The organism is Spirulina sp. 06S082 (assembly GCF_034932145.1).
Lineage (GTDB): Bacteria > Cyanobacteriota > Cyanobacteriia > Cyanobacteriales > Spirulinaceae > CCY15215.
Genome location: NZ_JAYGHV010000010.1, coordinates 1 through 16,685 on the forward strand (window position 1 = coordinate 1; position 16,685 = coordinate 16,685).

Consider the following 16,685-nt stretch of genomic DNA (forward strand, 5'->3'; position numbering starts at 1 on the left):
TCCGGCATTAGTGGGGGCGATCGATGCAACTCAATTACTGGAAGCGGGGGAATTTGTTATCATCGATGGGACTCAAGGGAAAATTTATTTGGCAGAAGAGGAGGGAAGAGGGGATAGGGAAGAGGGAAGAGGGGATAGGGAAGAGGGAAGAGGGGATAGGGAAGAGGGGATAGGGAAGAGGGAAGAGGGAAGAGGGGATAGGGAACAGTTTGAGAAATTTCCCCCGATCGCCACGCAGCTATTGGTTAATCTCAGTCAGCCGAGTTCTTTTCAACTTGCTTCTCGTTTACCTGTGGATGGGGTGGGATTAGTGCGTTCGGAGCTAATGATGTTGGAATTATTGCAGGCTCATGCTTTAAACTGGTGGTTGCAGCATCCCCGAGAATTAACGGCTGAATTGGCACAACGTCTTAACCAACTCGCCGAAATGTTTGCTCCTCGTCCAATTTTTTACCGCTCGACAGATTGGCGATCGCCAGAATTTCCATCTTTGCCAGGGTCTTCCGATCTGGCTCTCAATCCTTTGATGGGGGTGCGAGGAACTCATACCTATCGCCTCAATTCTGCTCTATTTGAGGCGGAATTGGCGGCTTTAAAGCAAGTGCAGGAACAATGGGACAATTGCCATCTAATTTTGCCTTTTGTTCGCAGTCTTGAGGAGTTCCTTTCGGCTCGAAAACAGGTAGAAGAGATGGGACTTCTGCAACGGCCTTCCTTTCAACTGTGGATAATGGCGGAAGTCCCTTCTGTTATTTTTATGTTGCCGGAATATGTGCGAGGAGGAGTGCAAGGCATTGCGATCGGAACTAACGATTTAATGCAGCTTTTGCTCGGAAGCGATCGCGAACATCCTCAGTTAGGACAATTTTATAATGAGTCTCATCCTGCCGTTACTGCTGCTCTGGAGATGTTAATTCGTACCGCACGCAAAGAGGGAATTCCCTGTTCCCTGTGCGGTGCTGCAATCGTGCGCTCTCCTGCACTCATCAATCGCTTAATTGAGTGGGGTATTACCTCAATTTCCGTGGAACCCGAGGCTGTTGAGGCAACTTATCTGGCGATCGCGCGGGCGGAAAAGCGCTTTTTACTGGCAGAAAAACGTCAGCAAGATTAAGATTGCCTTAGAACTGGTGACTCTTCCCTGTTGCCTATTCACACTTTTGCATTATCCTTAATGGGGAATGCTCGAGCAATTCGTTATTGCCTCTCGATGCAATCTCTTTAGATCGCGATCGCCATTATTGCTGTTAAGAAAACGGTCATTAGCCAAAAGTTATGAGTGAAGTCAATAACAATCAACCCCAGCCGGAAACAGACTCAAGCCCAGAATCTTCTTTTGGTGAAACTTCTGCCAGCGATCGCCGCGAGATGCCATCTACTGATACTGACTCTTCTTTGGGGGAATCCCAAGCTGCACGGGTTTTTGAGCAACTTCCTTCCTCAGAAGAAATTTTTACGAATAGTTCCCATACCGTTAATGAGGCAGATTGGTTTACGTTGGCGCGGAAATTACGCCAGCGCAATCGCGAATTACTGAAAAAGGTCGCCACCTTAGAACAGGCTTTAACCCAAACGCGGGAAGATTTGGAAACCGAAAAGCGGCGATCGCGTCAAAATTCTTTACCTTCTTCTCAACCGGATCCGGAACTATTTGAGGCACAGGCTCAGATCGAATTATTATTTCAAGAGTTGGAAGCCTCCCACCACGTCGCCCAACGCCAGCACTCTCTTATTGAAACCCTGACTTCTCAACTGGAAGTTGCCCAAACTCATATTGTGAGAATGGAGCGAGAATGCGCTTTAGTTCGACAGCGCTATGAGGAACAATCTCAATTATTAGTTCAAGCCTCGGATAATTCTCTCCAGTTGCGCGATCGCCTCAGTCGCCAACAAGAACACACCCAACAATTCAAAACGGTGTTGGATAAGTATTTAAGTTTGCCTCCTGCCTCTTCTCAGACTCGGGAATTAGAAGAATCCCATGCACAGACGCAATTCTCCTCGGAGGATTCTGATTTTCAAGGGGATCCTAGTGCTTTCAGACAGGCTTCACGAATGCCAAAGCCAGAAACGCTATCTCCTATGCCACCTATTCCCAAACAAGTTCCTTTTTCCGGCAAACCCAAACCGATTCAACCTTGGTCATTACAATTCAGAAATCAACAATCGGAAATTGGAGAGCCTCCCAGTTGGGTGACGCGAACTATGAACCCACCTACTCGAGAAATGGAATCCCCGCAACCGGATCGATCTTTGCAACCGGATCTATCTTTCCCAGAAGCCCCTATTCCCAACACTCCAACTCCTGCTAAATATCCCCATAAACCCCCAGCAATGGGACTGATGAATGTATCTCTCCCCGATTTTCGGAAAGGAAAGGGAGGCGATCGCGCATCGAAAGGGACGATCGCGCCTTTAATCACTTCTACTCCCTCACCGGCTCCGACTCTTCATCCCCGTTCTCAGAAAAAACATACCTCTTTAGCCTCCGTGGATCTGCCGAGTTTTCCAAGACTTCGCTAGAGTTCTCCTGCTTCATCTCGCTTCTTGCTTAATGGCACTTGTCTACCCGAACAACATCACTCGGTTTCATAAAATTCAATACAATCACCGCCTTTTTTCTGAGCGCGATCGAGGGCTTTTTGTGCCTGTTCTACTAAAATAGTAGGAGAGTCATTCGTCGTCGGAATAAAGGTCGTAATACCAATTGAAATTGTTATTTTATCCCCTGTTTCTAGAGAATCGGAATCCTCCCCATATTCAAGACCAGTACGAATTAATTCTGCGACTTGCAATGACCAATAATCATCAGCATTGGGTAAAATTGCCACAAACTCTGCTTCTTCATAACGTGCAACTAATTCTTCCGAACGACGGAGATACTGTTTAATTGCTTTAGCAACCCTCTGCAAAAATTTATTGCTGGTTTCATCTCCATAATTTTTCCGATGGAAATCAAAATTATCGACATGGAAAATCACTAAAGATAACGGCAAGGATTTGTCTGCTAAATTTTGCCACTGTTGGGCAAGATAAATTTCAAAATAGCGTCGATTGGCTACTTGTGTTAAGTTATCAACCGTCGAACGTTCTGCTAATTCTTGATTTTCTGCTTGTAGGGATAAGAGAATTTGTTTTTGTTGAGTAATATCGCGAACCGTCACGGCAAATCCATCGCCTAATTTCACCGCACTCAAATAGTACCAAATTTTTCGATCTCCTCGCTCATAGCAAAATTCTCGCTCTAAAGATTCTCCCGTTTCCGTCACTTTGACAAACTCTGCAAATAAGAGGGGATCTCGTTGGCTGAGAAATTTTTTGAGGATCAGTTTTCCCGTTAATTCTTCTTTTTTACGTTCGACAACACGAGAAATAACAGGGTTAACAACAATGCAGCGAAAATCAGCAATTTTGCCCGTTGTTGGCTCTCGAACCGCTTCTAAAGCTGCAATGCCATCTAAAGAAGTATTTAAGACACTGGCGAGAAGGGCGCGAGATTGGTGTAAAATTTCTTGAGTTTCTTTGCGTTGTTTAATTTCTTCCTGCAATTGCAATTTTTGACGTTGAATCGTGAGTTGATTTTCAATCCGAACAATCACTTCTTCCACTTGAAAAGGTTTGGTAATATAATCTACTCCTCCCATTTGAAAGGCTTTAACTTTATCTAAAACTTCATCTAAAGCACTAATAAAAATAACAGGAACTTCAGTTGTTTCTGGATTGGCTTTGAGTTGGGAACAAACTTCATAGCCATCCATATCGGGCATTTTAATATCGAGTAAAATTAAATCTGGTGCCGCAGATTGCGTTGCCCGCAGAGCAATTTTACCATTAATAGCCTTGCGAACCTTATAACCATTTTCTGAAAGCATTTGCGAAAGCACGCGCAAGTTTTCCGGTAGGTCATCAACAATTAAAATATCGCCGAGAAATTCTTGTTCTTGTTCTGTAGTCATTACTAGATTTGTTCGATTAATTCAATAATTTTATCAATCCGAAATTGGTTGACCAAATTCGCGATCGCCTTGGCTAAATTGGCGTAATCTTCAGGAATTTCCGCCACTAAAGTCAAAATCTGTTCGTCATCCAAGTCGATTGCAGCTTGATACAGTTGTTTTCGCCAAGGTTCTGGCATAACCCCCAAGCCACCAGAATCTAAAATATGGTTTTGCTTTTTATGTTGGGTTTGTCGATCAGTATCATCATAGACATAACGGACTCCTAAATGTTTAGCCATTGTCTCAAAAAGTTCTTCTTCTCGGAAGGGTTTTCTCACGAAGTCGTCACAACCGGCAGACAAGACGATCGCTTTTTCCTCCTCTAATGCACTTGCTGTCAGGGCAATGACTGCTGTTGCATTACCTTTGATCGTTCTTTTAATATATTTCGTTGCTTCATAACCGTCCATAACTGGCATTCGCATATCCATCCAAATCAAGTGAGGTTCCCAAGTTTCCCAAATCTCGATCGCCCTTTTGCCGTTTTCGGCTTCTTTCACAGCAAATCCCAAGGGTTGCAGTAGTTTAACGAGTAAAATGCGATTGCTGGGGCGATCGTCTACAACAAGAACGCGGTACTGAATTTGATGGTTAGCAAGGGCAATGACTTGATGCTTGGGTTTTGCCTCTAGAACTTCCATCGCTAGGGCAGCACCTACCCAAATATCAAAACTAAAGGTGCTCCCTTTCCCTTCTACACTATGAACGCGAATATCCCCACCCATCAAACGAGCGAATTTCTGAGCGATCGGTAAGCCCAACCCCGTCCCTTCTTGAGTTTCTGCCCCTGCTTGAGTTTGCGCGAAGGCTTCAAAGAGGCGATCGAGTTCTGACTCTGCAATTCCGACTCCTGTATCTATAACATCAAAATGAATTTGGGTGATGGGAAATTGGTAATGAGTTTCTGTTTTTGTTTCGTTCTCTTCTTTCCCTTTTCTAACGCGAACGGAAATCCCTCCCACGTGGGTAAATTTAATGGCATTTCCCAGTAAATTAATTAATATTTGGCGAAGTTTAACAATATCGGTGCAGACGTATTGCGGAATCTGTTCTTGTCGCTCAAAAATCAATTTTAAGCCTTTATTTTCGGCGCGGAGGAGAAACATATCTTCAACTTCATCTAAGAGACGATAAAAGTCAAAATTAACGGGTTGTAGGACGGTTTTCCCAGCCTCAATTTTCGAGAGGTCTAAAATGTTATTGATGAGGGTGAGTAAATGTTCGCCACTGCGGTTAATAATACCAATATTTTCCCGATCGCTTTGAGATAGTCCTTGCGATCGCGCCATCAGTTGAGAAAAGCCGAGAATAGCGTTGAGAGGAGAGCGCAATTCGTGGCTCATATTCGCGATAAAGGTACTTTTGGCTTGATTGGCTTCGTCGGCTATTTCTTTCGCACGGATTATTTTTTCTTCAATGGAAATGCGATGGCTCACATCGTTTTGAATGCCGATAAAATGGGTAAGGTTTCCCTTTTTATCACGGACAGGAGAAAGACTTAATTCATTCCAGAATCGCGTTTTATCTTTGCGGGTATCGTGTAAGAGAATCTGGCAAGATTTTCCCGTGGCGATCGCCTCTTTTAGTTTCTGAAAATCTTCACTTTCGCGATCGCTATCCAAGAGAAAATCAAATTCCTGCCCCAATACTTCATCACTACTGTATCCTGTAATTCTCTCAAAACCAGTATTGACGAAAATAATAGGATAATTTTCAATGCGAGCCTCGATGATAATTATACCATTAACTGACTCCGCGATCGCTCTTTTTAAAATTCGCAAATGTTCCTCAACAGCTTGGCGAGATTCGATTTCTTGCTGCAATTGTTGGTTTTGCTGTTGCAGTTGGAGTTGTAGCGATCGCAGACGCAGTTGGTTGTCAATTCGTGCTAATACTTCTACAGTTTCAAAGGGTTTAGTAATATAATCAACTCCTCCAGTTTGAAAGGCTTTCACCTTATTATCTGCTCCATCCAAAGCACTAATAAAAATTATAGGAATATCGCTAGTTTTAGGATTGGCTTTCAGTTGCTCACAAACTTGATAGCCATTTAAACCTGGCATAGTAATGTCTAATAAAATTAATTGAGGGGGTTTCGATTGTGCCGATTGCAGCGCTAGTTTACCATTCGGTGCAACCCTAATTTCATAATCTTTCCTAGAAAGCATTTGGGTTAAAACACTTAAATTTGCTGGCGTATCATCGACAACAAGAATTCCGATTTTTTGGGTTTCAAAATGAGTCATTATGTTTCTCCTCCTCCTTCAGCTAACTCTAATAATCGATCTAACCGATAGGAATTGGTTAAATCGAGTAATGTTGACGCAATTTCTGGATACTGTGGCTGAATTTCTGTAATTAGTTCATGTAACTGTTGAATTTGACCCTCAACTATTGCTTGATAAAATATTGCTAACCATGTTTTGGGTAAAATGTCAAGATCGGCAGGAGTTATTTGTTGCGATGCAGTAGGAGAGGAAGACTTCTCTAATTCTTCGTAGATAAAAACAACCTCTAAATGTTTCTCTAAAGCCGAAAAAATAGTCTCTTCTCGAAAAGGTTTGCGAATAAAATCATCAAATCCTACTGCAAAAACTGCGGCCTTTTCTTCTTCTAAAACACTGGCAGTAATTGCCAAGATTGCTGTCTCTTTACCTTGAGAATAAGAACGGATTTTTTTCGTTGCTTCATAGCCATCCATAACAGGCATTCGCAAATCCATCCAAATGAGATGAGGTTGCCAATTTTGCCAAATTTCAATCGCTTTTTGACCATTTTCTGCTTCTTGAAGTTCAAAACCAAAAGGATTGAGCAATTTAATCAAAAGTTGGCGATTAATGGGTTTATCATCAACAATTAAAATACGATAAAGGGGTTGATTGGGAGCAAGGGCGATCGCATTTCGTTTGCTTGTAGGGGTAGAAATATCACTATTTTTTGCGATACTCACTTGCATGGAAAACTTGAAAACTGTTCCTCGATCTACTTGACTTTCTACAGTAATATCTCCTCCCATGAGTTGTATAAACTTGCGAGAAATAGGTAAACCCAAACCCGTCCCTTCTTGAGAGTTTAAACCGCTTTGAGTTTGTCCAAAGGCGGTAAAAACGCTATCGATCTCTTCTGGAGCAATTCCGACTCCCGTATCTTCAATTTCAAAATGAAGGGTTGTTTGTTGTTGGTTGTTTACTTCTTCATCACTCCCGGCAAAGACTCGAACAGCAATCCCTCCCTCGTAGGTAAATTTAATGGAATTGTTAATAAGATTAATTAGAACTTGATGAAGTTTAGTGCGATCGCTATGAACAAAACGAGGCACATTATCTGCATACTCGCAATGAAGTTGTAATCCTTTTTCTTCTGCTTTGAGATATAACATTTGTTCGACTTCATCTAAGAGACCATAGAGGTCGAAATCTGAAGGATTGAGGGTTGTTTTTCCCGCTTCAATTTTAGACAAATTTAAAACATTATTAATCAATGTTAATAAATATTCACCACTGCGATTAATCAAATTGATATTTTCCTGTTGATCTGGGTCAAGTCTTTGCGATCGCGTCAGAATTTGCGAGAAACCGAGAATAGCATTGAGAGGAGTTCGTAATTCGTGACTCATATTAGCTAAAAAGGTGCTTTTTGCTTGGTTAGCTGCATCGGCTTTTTCCTTAGCAATTTCTAATTGTTGGTTAGACTCGGCCAATTCTGCCGTGCGTTCTTTCACCCGCTCTTCTAAGGTGATAAAATCATCTTGCAACTGTGCGGCCATGGTGTTAAAAGATTTTGCTAATTCTCCGAGTTCATCCTGACGTTGAATATCTGTTGTTTGCTGCCATTTTCCTTCAGCAAGGGCTTTCGCTGATTGATTTAAACGCAGAATGGGTTGTGTAACCCAACGTGCCGTTAAAATGCCTAAAACCGTCGCTACGGCCAAAGCGACCAGACACAGGGCGATCGTCGTGCGGTTATTAGCATGGATTTGTTCCATAAAGTCCGCTTCTGGGATAACTACGACAATAAGCCAGTCCAGACCGTACTCATCTTGAAAGGGTTGAACTTGAATGAATTCTCGCCGACCATTGAGGGTAAAGGCGAGTTGTTGGGGGTTTTGAATGCGAGTAAAATCTCCAAAATGTGCTTGTAAATATTTTGCCGTTTCTCGTACTAGGGGATTTTTGAGTTCACTTGCCTTGAGACGTTGAACATCTTTGTCTTTTTTCACATAAGATAGTTCCTCAAGAGATGTCGCTAATAAAGTTCCCGATCGCTCCATAATAAAAGTCTCACCAGACTTGCCAATTTCTAAATTTTTGAGAAATTGCGTAAATTCTTCCGATAAAAGGAAATCTGTCGCACAGGCTCCTATCGTTTGTCCTCCTTCATCATAAACGGGTATACTCGCAGAAAGGAGGGGAACATGAATAATCGCATCAAGATAAATTTCCCCCCAATTTGGTTTGCCTGTCCTTATCGCACTTTTGTACCAAGGGCGAGTGCGAGAATCAAAGCGAGGTATTCTTTCATCAATGGTCGGGTTACTAAGGTTTCCTTTCTCATCAAAGTTGTAATCTCGAAAACGATTACCCGTTGATTGATTAACAATTGAGAATAGTCGGGATTTATTCGGTTCTTTGCCTACTCCTAAAAATCCACCGTCCTTCTCACTTCCACAATAAATCCAACTATTGCTAGGAAAAAGTCGCGACTGTTCCCAAAGCAAGTATTCTCCTTGCATCTTATCAATATCAATATCACCGCGAGCAAAAGCACTAGCATTAATTCTATTAATAATGTGAGGCGCTTCAGTGTATGCTTTTAATTCTCGTTCGATCCGAGCCGAGAGTTCTTTTCGTAATTGTAATGCTAAGTCATTAACGGCTTTTTGTCCATTACGGTAGGAAAGATAGCCTACAACTCCTACTGTACCAAAAATTTGCAGAACAAAGGGGACGAGCAAAACAACTCGTAAAGGCAGTCGTTTTGATATATCTGTCAGGGTGTTGGCTAGGGATTTGAAAACCATATTAAGAATTAAGAATTAAGAATTAAAAATGAATCTTAGATGGGAATTTCAATCAGAAATACTGTTTCTCCTGGCTTGGAGGCACAAGATAGTTGACCATTATGTTTTTCTGTCACAATTTGATAGCTAATTGATAAGCCTAATCCTGTTCCTTTGCCAATGCTTTTCGTGGTAAAGAAGGGATCGAAAAGTTTAGATCGGGTAGTTTCACTCATTCCCATGCCATTATCGCAAATGCGAATGATAATATTATTATCTTTTCTCTGGGTTTGGATGTCAATTTGACTGGGATGTGCTTGCATTTGTTCTAAGGTTCGCTGGCGATCGCGTTCTTCTAAAGCATCGATCGCGTTACTAATAATATTCATAAATACCTGATTGAGTTGTCCGGCATAACATTCTACTAGGGGTAATTCGCCATAGTTTTTAATAATTTTAATTTCTGGTCGCCAATCTTGCGATCGCAAACGAGTTTGTAAAATCATTAAGGTACTATCAATACCATCGTGAAGGTTAACATCTTTGACTTCCGATTCATCGAGACGAGAGAAAGTTCGCAGGGATCTCACAATTCCACTGATGCGATCGGTTCCGACGCGCATAGATCGAAGTAATTTCTGTAAGTCTGCTTTGAGAAAATCAAGGTCGATCGCTTCAATTTCCTTGCAGATATCGGGATGAGGTTGAGGATAATATTTTTGATAAAGATCGAGCAATCCTAATAAATCTTCTGTATATTCATTCGCATGGACGAGATTACCATGAATAAAATTGACGGGATTATTAATTTCATGTGCCACTCCAGCGACCATTTGCCCCAAACTGGACATTTTTTCGCTCTGAATCAGTTGCGTTTGGGTGCGTTGTAATCGTTCTAAAAGGTTTTCCAATTCCTGGGTACGCGCTTGACTTTGGGTGAGGAGATTGGCTTGATTGAGGGCGATCGCTAACTGATCGGCAACGGCTTCTAAAAGCTCTACTTCGTCATCATGCCAAGGTCGCACTTCTTGATGTTGAATACAAGCAATAATACCATAACGTTCTCCGGTATTATCCCAAACAGGAAGAACCAACATCGATTGATTTCCTAGGGTCATTACAAACTCTCGTACTTCTCGATCTTCGATTTGAGAAACATCATTGAGATGCACGGTTTGTCGTCGCAAAACCATTTCTGAAAGCGGTCCAAAAGCACTAACAGAATGTCGTCCGATAAAACTGGGTAAATTCTCAGTTTGCACTTCCGCGACAATATCCCAATAGGCTTTTTCTCCTTCTTCAACATACCAAGCAAAGTGACAGCGATCGACTTCGATAAAACGCTGAATCTCCTGTACTGTTGTATTAATAATTTGTTTTAAGTCGAGGGAGTTACGAATTTGGTTGGTTAATTGGTTGAGTAGTTTTTCTCGTTGTGCTTGTTGAGAAATAAGCTCGGTTGATTCTTGCAAGGCTTCCTCTTGACGTTTGCGACCGGTAATATTGAGAGATGTTCCGACTAAGCGAATGATTGTTCCTGCTGCATTTTTGATGGGGTTAATTATTGTTAAATACCAGTAATTTTCTCCGTGAAAATTTACAGATTCTTCGTAGGCAAAAGACGTGCCAATATCGAGACAATGATTATAATTTTGGCGGATATTGCGAGCTTGATCTGGAGCAAAAATTTCTTCGGGAGTTTTATGGAAACATTCTTCGTTTGTCATCCCAGTTATTTGCTCTGTTGCTCGATTAAAACTAATAAAACGAAAATCTTTATTTTCAAGAACATCTACGACAAAAATAGGATTGCTGACTCCATCATAAATGCTGCGAAGGAGTTGTTTTTGTTTTTGTAATTCTTGTTCGGCTTTTTTGCGATCGGTGATATCCCGAGATACACCTACGGTTAAAATAATTTCTCCTTTTTCGTTGCGAATGGCAGATTTAATTGTATTAAATTGTCGCACTTCTCCATCATGACGGGTTACGGGTTCTTCTACTTCCAGAAGTTGTCCGGTTTCAAAAACATAAGCATCATCGCGAACATATTGTTGAGTATAATCAGGATTGTTAAAAGAAGCATCAATAAGGCTTTGTAGTTCTTCGTTACTCATGCCATAATAATCTCGAAAAGATTTATTCCCCCAGACAATCTGGGATTTTTCCCGTTTCACTAATACCATATCGGTAATAGAATCGAGAATTTGTTGATACTTGGCTTCACTTTCTTGTAAGGCTTGCGCGATCGCTTTGCGATCGCTAATATCAGTGATAATACCAATTAAACCCAGTAGTTCCCCCAATTCATCTTTAATACCATTGGCACTAATAATGGCAGGAAAATGACGACCATTGCGAGAACGTTGTTCGGCTTCACCCATCCAAGATTCTCCGTTAAGAACGGTTAAGACGACTTCTTGATAAATATCACTATCTGGATAACAGGCTGCAATTCCTCCCATTTCTCGATAGTTTTCTATGGTTTCGCAATGGTAGAGTTGAATGTGAGCTAAATTTTGATAAATGAGTTCCCCTTGGGGATTTGCAATGGCGATCGCGTCGCTGGCACTTTCAACGGCTCGTTTAAATATCAGTAATTCTTCTTCAGCGTGTTTGCGATCGGTAATGTCGATAATGATACCATCCCAAATAATAGCATTGTCTTCTTGTCGTTCTGGTTTTGAGATAATTTGCACCCATTTTAAGATTCCGCTGGGGGTAATGATGCGGTGTTCGTGGTCAAATCTTATCAGCGATCGCGCTGATTCTTGGATCGTTTGATGGAGAGAATCAATATCGTTTTGATGAACTAGATCGAAGGATTGACTAAAATTGCTCGGATCGAGTTCATAAATGTCGCGGCTTCCTTCAGAAACATAGGGAAAAGATGGTGTTCCATCGGCTTCAAGGCGAAATTGGAAAATTAATCCAGGGATATTATCAATTAATCTTTGCAAGCGAATTTCAGTGTCATGCAGTTTTTGGGTTCTTTCGATAATTTTCTCTTCTAGTTCATTATTTAATTTTTGCAGAGCTTTTTCTGTTTTAATGCGATCGCTAATATCAGCAAAAGTTCCAAGAATCCCAATAACATTACCTTGAGAGTCGTGCAAGGGAATTTTATTTGTCTCTAGCCAATAGGAATTACCATCGGCTTGTTGTGCCGGTTCAATAATGCCTAATTCAGGAGTATCGGAGTCCATAACACGGCGATCGCATTCCCGGAAAAATTCTGTTTCTTCTGGTTTCCAAGGCAGATCGTAGTCAGTTTTCCCGACAATATCTACAGGAGAATTTAAACCAGTAAGATTAGCAAAATATTGATTGCAACCCAGATAAACAGATTGGCTATCTTTCCAGAATATTGCTCCAGGGATATTGTCGATCGCCAGACGCAAAAATCCTTCGGAGTCGGAAGAATATCCCCGGCGAATTGCTTCTAACTCAGCCTGAGTTTTTTGCAATTCTTGCTCTTTTTGGCTACAACGGTGTTGAGATTCTGCCAACTGTTGTTGTAAGCGTTGATTTTCTTCCTTAAGTTCGGCAATCTCTTTTTCTTGCAGTTTGAGTTTTTTGGGCATCGGTTTTTCCCAGATTAAAAATAAACTTAGAGATCGAGTTTTTTCGTTATCTCACTAAAAAAATGATGCTAAAGTTTACTCTGTTTTTTATTCTAAATTAAGATTGAGTTTGTTGCTCTAAAACGCGATTAAGTTTTCCACTCTGATATCCTTCCAGATCGAGGGTGACATAGAGAAAGCCAAACTCTTGAAAAATGGCGACTAAACTGGGTAGATCGACACTCGCGATAAAGGCTTTAATTTGTTCGGGGGGGAGTTCAATTTTTGCTGTATTCCCAGCCGATCGCACTCGCAGATTCTGCCATCCTAATTTTCGCAGATAAACTTCCGATCGTCCAACGCGCTGCAATTTTTCTACGGTAATTTCTTCCCCATAAGGAAAACGAGAACTCAAACAGGGTTGAGAAGGTTTATCCCACCAGGATAAACCCAAAGTTTTGCTTAATTCTCGCACTTCTAATTTTGTTATTCCTACTTCTGCTAAAGGCGATCGCGCACCTCGTTCTTTTGCGGCTTGAATTCCAGGACGATAATCTTGTAGATCGTCAGCATTAACCCCATCAATAACATAAGGATAGCCTCGAGCGATCGCGATCGGTTTTAAGGTATCGTGAAGTTCGCTTTTACAAAAATAGCAGCGATTGACAGGATTGGAAGTATAGTTAGAATTCTCCATTTCATGGGTTTCTATGGCTTCGTGAGTAATGCCGATGGTTGCTGCTTGTATTTTGGCTTCTTCTAAGTCTTCTGGTAGTAGAGATGGGGAAATTGCTGTTATTGCTACAGCGCGATCGCCTAAAACATCATAGGCAAGTTTTGCCACTAAGGTGCTATCAATGCCACCAGAATAAGCAATCAAAGCGCGATCGATTTCTCTCAATAATCTTTTTAATTCTTGCAGTTTGCGATCCAACATAAAATTCACCTCAAATTTCTCAAATTTTAACATTTTTAGAGAGTTAATAACTACTAATCACTAATCACTAATTACTAACTAACCTAAGTTGCTAGTTACAAATATTAAGTGTGTCGATCCCCCTAAATCCCCCTTAAAAAGGGGGACTTCCGGATTCTCCCCCCTTAAAAAGGGGGACTTCCGGATTCTCCCCCCTTATTAAGGGGGGTTGGGGGGGATCAAATTGATAACTAGCAAGTTGAGTTAACCACTAACCAAGCGGTAGATATAAAGTAAAACAACTTCCTTTTTCTAGCTCTGAAGTTACACTCAAATCTCCTCCGTGGAGTTGAGCGAGTTTCTTCGATAATGCTAACCCTAAACCCGTTCCTTTTTGCCGACGCTGAAGGCGATTTTGAATTTGAGTAAAAGGCTGAAATAGCTTCTCGATATCTGCTGCTGCAATGCCAATTCCCGTATCAATGACGGAAAATTTTAAAAGGGGAGATTCCCCTCGATCGCGGGTGCGATCTACCTTGAGTAGAATTGAACCAGATTCTGTAAATTTGATCGCATTTGAGAGTAAATTAACTAAGATTCGTTTGAGACGATGTTGGTCAGCAATACAGGTAGAAATATCTGGGGCAATTTCTAATTTTAATTCTAATCCTCTGGCATTGGCAAGCTGTTTAATCATCGAGATGGAAGCCAAGCAAACTTCTTCGATTGAGAGGGTTTCTAAGTATAATTCTTCTCGATTGGCTTCAATTTTTGCCAAATCTAATAAATCGTTAATCAGGTTGAGCAAATGCTTTGAAGATGAGGCGATCGCGCGAATATATTCCATTTGCTTTGGGTTGAGATCGCCGTAAATGCAATCGACTAGCATTTGAGATAAACCAACAATTCCAGTTAAAGGCGATCGCAAATCGTGACTCATCATCGAAAAATTTTCATTTTTTTGTTGATTTTTTTGCACCAATTCGCGGGCAATTTCTTTTTGTTGTTGTAATTCTACCTCAATTTGTTCTTGGTATAAAGCCAAGGCGCAATTCTCCGCAATAGTCTCGGCAATTTTGATTTCTTGTTGACTCCAAGGGGATTGGCGATCGCAATCTTGCAAAACTAAGATACCTAGATCGCGGTTTTGATAGTGCAGGGGAATTTCCAATTTTAAAAAATCTGCGGTTAAAAAATTGGCACTATCCATCGCCATTGGAGACTCGATTTCAGAAACATTTTCCCGAGTAGAAGAAGCGATTCTATGGCGATCGGGAGAATGAGACTCTCCCAATAAACAACAAGCATTTAAACACGATTCTTGTTGTAGCGTTGGTGTTGAAGCATAGCGAATAATAAGATTTTTATTGCGATCGGGAAGCGCAATAAAACAATGATTTATGTTGAGAATCTCACGCAATAAATCGATATTTTTATTAATACAGCTATGGGAATGATAATTCACAAAATTTGATGAGAATCGGGAGCAGAGAAACGCTTATATTAAAACTGACGGCGAGAAAAAATCAGGATTGCGATCGCTAAAAAGAGAATCATATAAACTAAAGCATAAAGTGCATCTGTCAAAAGTTCTGATGGTGGAGGCAGCAAATTATAAACCGCTTCATTTCTGAAATTTAATCTTGACAAATCGGGCAGAATGAGATAGAGATTTTTTGAGATCGACTCAATTTGAGCATTTTCACTGAGCTTTCCCAATGCCACCAAATCTTTACTGCCGTGTCCCATTAAATAAATCCCTAGGGAAAGGATCGCCGCAACTAAAGAATTAGTAAATGTACCGAACATCAAAGCCGCAGCAATTAAAACGCCAAGTTCCAAAAACAAAAAGGCGAGGACGATGAGAAAATTAACCAAAAGGAAATCATGGCGATCGCCAGCCAACATGACCCAATAGACAATACTCATCATCCCGACGATCGCGCCGATAATCCCCCACAGTCCCAAATGTTTACCCACAATAAATTCAGCGCGACTGACAGGTTTAGACAAGATTGTTAATAGGGTGCGCTTCTCAATTTCCTTGTTAATCAAGTTTGTTGCGACAAAAATAGCCGCGATCGCACTGCATCCGGCGATCGTCCCTAACCCCAAATCAATAAACATTTTCGTCTCCGTCGCTGCCGCAACTTCCGGCAGCCATCTCTTGGCAATGCCGAGAAATAAAGCAAAAATGCCCAGGAAATAAAGAACGCGATCGCGCAGAGTTTCGCGAAACCCATTCCCTGCGATCGCCAAAATTCTACCCGCGTTCATGAAATTTAATATTTGTGACTTATTGGTTATTTACTCAGTATATCTCGCGTCCTTGAGCGCAGTCTCGCAACTTCAGGTAAATTAGTAAGTTGATTACCGATTTACCGATTACCGATTCTTCCATGTCCCAACCGCAAAAATTGTACGAGGGTAAAGCAAAAATTATCTATACCACAGAGGATATAGATAGTTTGCTTGCTTACTTTAAAGATGATGCAACCGCTTTCAACGCGCAAAAACGAGGCACCATTCAAGGGAAAGGAGAGGTCAACTGTACCGTTTCAGCCGCACTGTTTCAGTATCTCGAAGAGCAAGGTATCCCCACCCATTACCTCGAGCAAACGGCACCAGATTGGATGCGAGTGCGATCGGTCAAAATTTTCCCCTTGGAAGTCGTGGTGCGAAATAAAGCAGCCGGCAGTTTATGCAAGCAAACGGGATTGCCTCTGGGCAAACCGCTCGAGAATCCCCTGGTTGAGTTTTACTATAAAAATGATGCCCTTGGCGATCCCTTGCTGACCCGCGATCGCCTATTCTTAATGGAACTTGCTACTCCTGTGCAAGTCGAAGAAATGCACACCCGTGCTTTACAAATTAATCAATATCTGACAACGTTTTTTGAAGGTTGTGGAATTACGTTGGTTGATTTCAAACTCGAATTTGGCTTGGATGCCCAAAACCAAATTCGTCTTGCCGACGAAATTAGTCCCGATACCTGTCGCTTATGGGATACTGCCGAAAGCGATCCCCAAAAACGGGTGATGGATAAAGATCGTTTTCGTCAAGATCTCGGGCAAGTTGAATCAGCTTATCAAGCTCTGCGGGAAAGAGTTCTGAAAATGGCCTCCTCCCCTCAGAATTCATAATCGCCATCCTGCATAAAACATCTTAAAAACATAATTAAATTGGTGTGTAGAAGTGTTAAACCGAAC

At 41.4% G+C, this 16,685-nt stretch carries 10 protein-coding genes; 3 read left to right on the forward strand and 7 right to left on the reverse strand.

Annotation, left to right across the window (positions count from 1 at the left end; genetic code table 11):
• Both VB714_RS01980 and VB714_RS01985 read left to right on the forward strand, forming a co-directional pair.
• Window positions 1-1,114 (forward strand): putative PEP-binding protein (locus tag VB714_RS01980; protein WP_323220638.1); only part of this gene is annotated, 1,114 nt, incomplete at its 5' end.
• 161 nt (window positions 1,115-1,275) lie between these two features.
• Window positions 1,276-2,523: a hypothetical protein gene (locus VB714_RS01985; RefSeq protein ID WP_323220640.1), complete on the forward strand. Its 1,248-nt coding sequence runs from the start codon at window positions 1,276-1,278 to the stop codon at window positions 2,521-2,523.
• 56 nt (window positions 2,524-2,579) lie between these two features.
• On the opposite strand, the gene VB714_RS01990 is transcribed toward VB714_RS01985, so the two are convergent.
• From VB714_RS01990 to VB714_RS02020, 7 genes are all read right to left on the reverse strand, one after another.
• Complete coding sequence (locus tag VB714_RS01990) at window positions 2,580-3,956, reverse strand: diguanylate cyclase domain-containing protein (protein WP_323220642.1); 1,377 nt, start codon at window positions 3,954-3,956, stop codon at window positions 2,580-2,582.
• Between the two features lie 2 nt (window positions 3,957-3,958).
• Entirely contained in the window at window positions 3,959-6,244 is a 2,286-nt protein-coding gene (locus VB714_RS01995) for a response regulator (RefSeq protein ID WP_323220645.1), read from the reverse strand.
• On the reverse strand, window positions 6,244-9,018 hold the full coding sequence (locus tag VB714_RS02000) for a hybrid sensor histidine kinase/response regulator (RefSeq protein WP_323220646.1): 2,775 nt from the start codon (window positions 9,016-9,018) through the stop codon (window positions 6,244-6,246). The genes VB714_RS01995 and VB714_RS02000 overlap by 1 nt, the downstream gene beginning before the upstream one ends.
• 35 nt (window positions 9,019-9,053) lie before the next feature.
• Window positions 9,054-12,581, reverse strand: a complete 3,528-nt coding sequence (locus tag VB714_RS02005) for a PAS domain S-box protein (RefSeq protein WP_323220648.1) — start codon at window positions 12,579-12,581, stop codon at window positions 9,054-9,056.
• A gap of 97 nt (window positions 12,582-12,678) precedes the next feature.
• On the reverse strand, window positions 12,679-13,497 hold the full coding sequence (gene larE / locus VB714_RS02010; RefSeq protein ID WP_323220651.1) for an ATP-dependent sacrificial sulfur transferase LarE: 819 nt from the start codon (window positions 13,495-13,497) through the stop codon (window positions 12,679-12,681).
• Between the two features lie 250 nt (window positions 13,498-13,747).
• A complete protein-coding gene (locus tag VB714_RS02015; RefSeq protein WP_323220653.1) occupies window positions 13,748-14,941 on the reverse strand; it encodes a sensor histidine kinase in 1,194 nt (397 codons plus the stop codon).
• Window positions 14,942-14,979: 38 nt separating this feature from the next.
• Window positions 14,980-15,753: an ABC transporter permease gene (locus tag VB714_RS02020; protein WP_323220655.1), complete on the reverse strand. Its 774-nt coding sequence runs from the start codon at window positions 15,751-15,753 to the stop codon at window positions 14,980-14,982.
• Window positions 15,754-15,875: 122 nt separating this feature from the next.
• Here VB714_RS02020 and purC point away from each other — a divergent pair, with 122 nt between their 5' ends.
• Window positions 15,876-16,619, forward strand: coding sequence for a phosphoribosylaminoimidazolesuccinocarboxamide synthase (gene purC / locus VB714_RS02025; protein ID WP_204103412.1), 744 nt, complete (start codon window positions 15,876-15,878; stop codon window positions 16,617-16,619).
• Window positions 16,620-16,685: the final 66 nt, after the last annotated feature.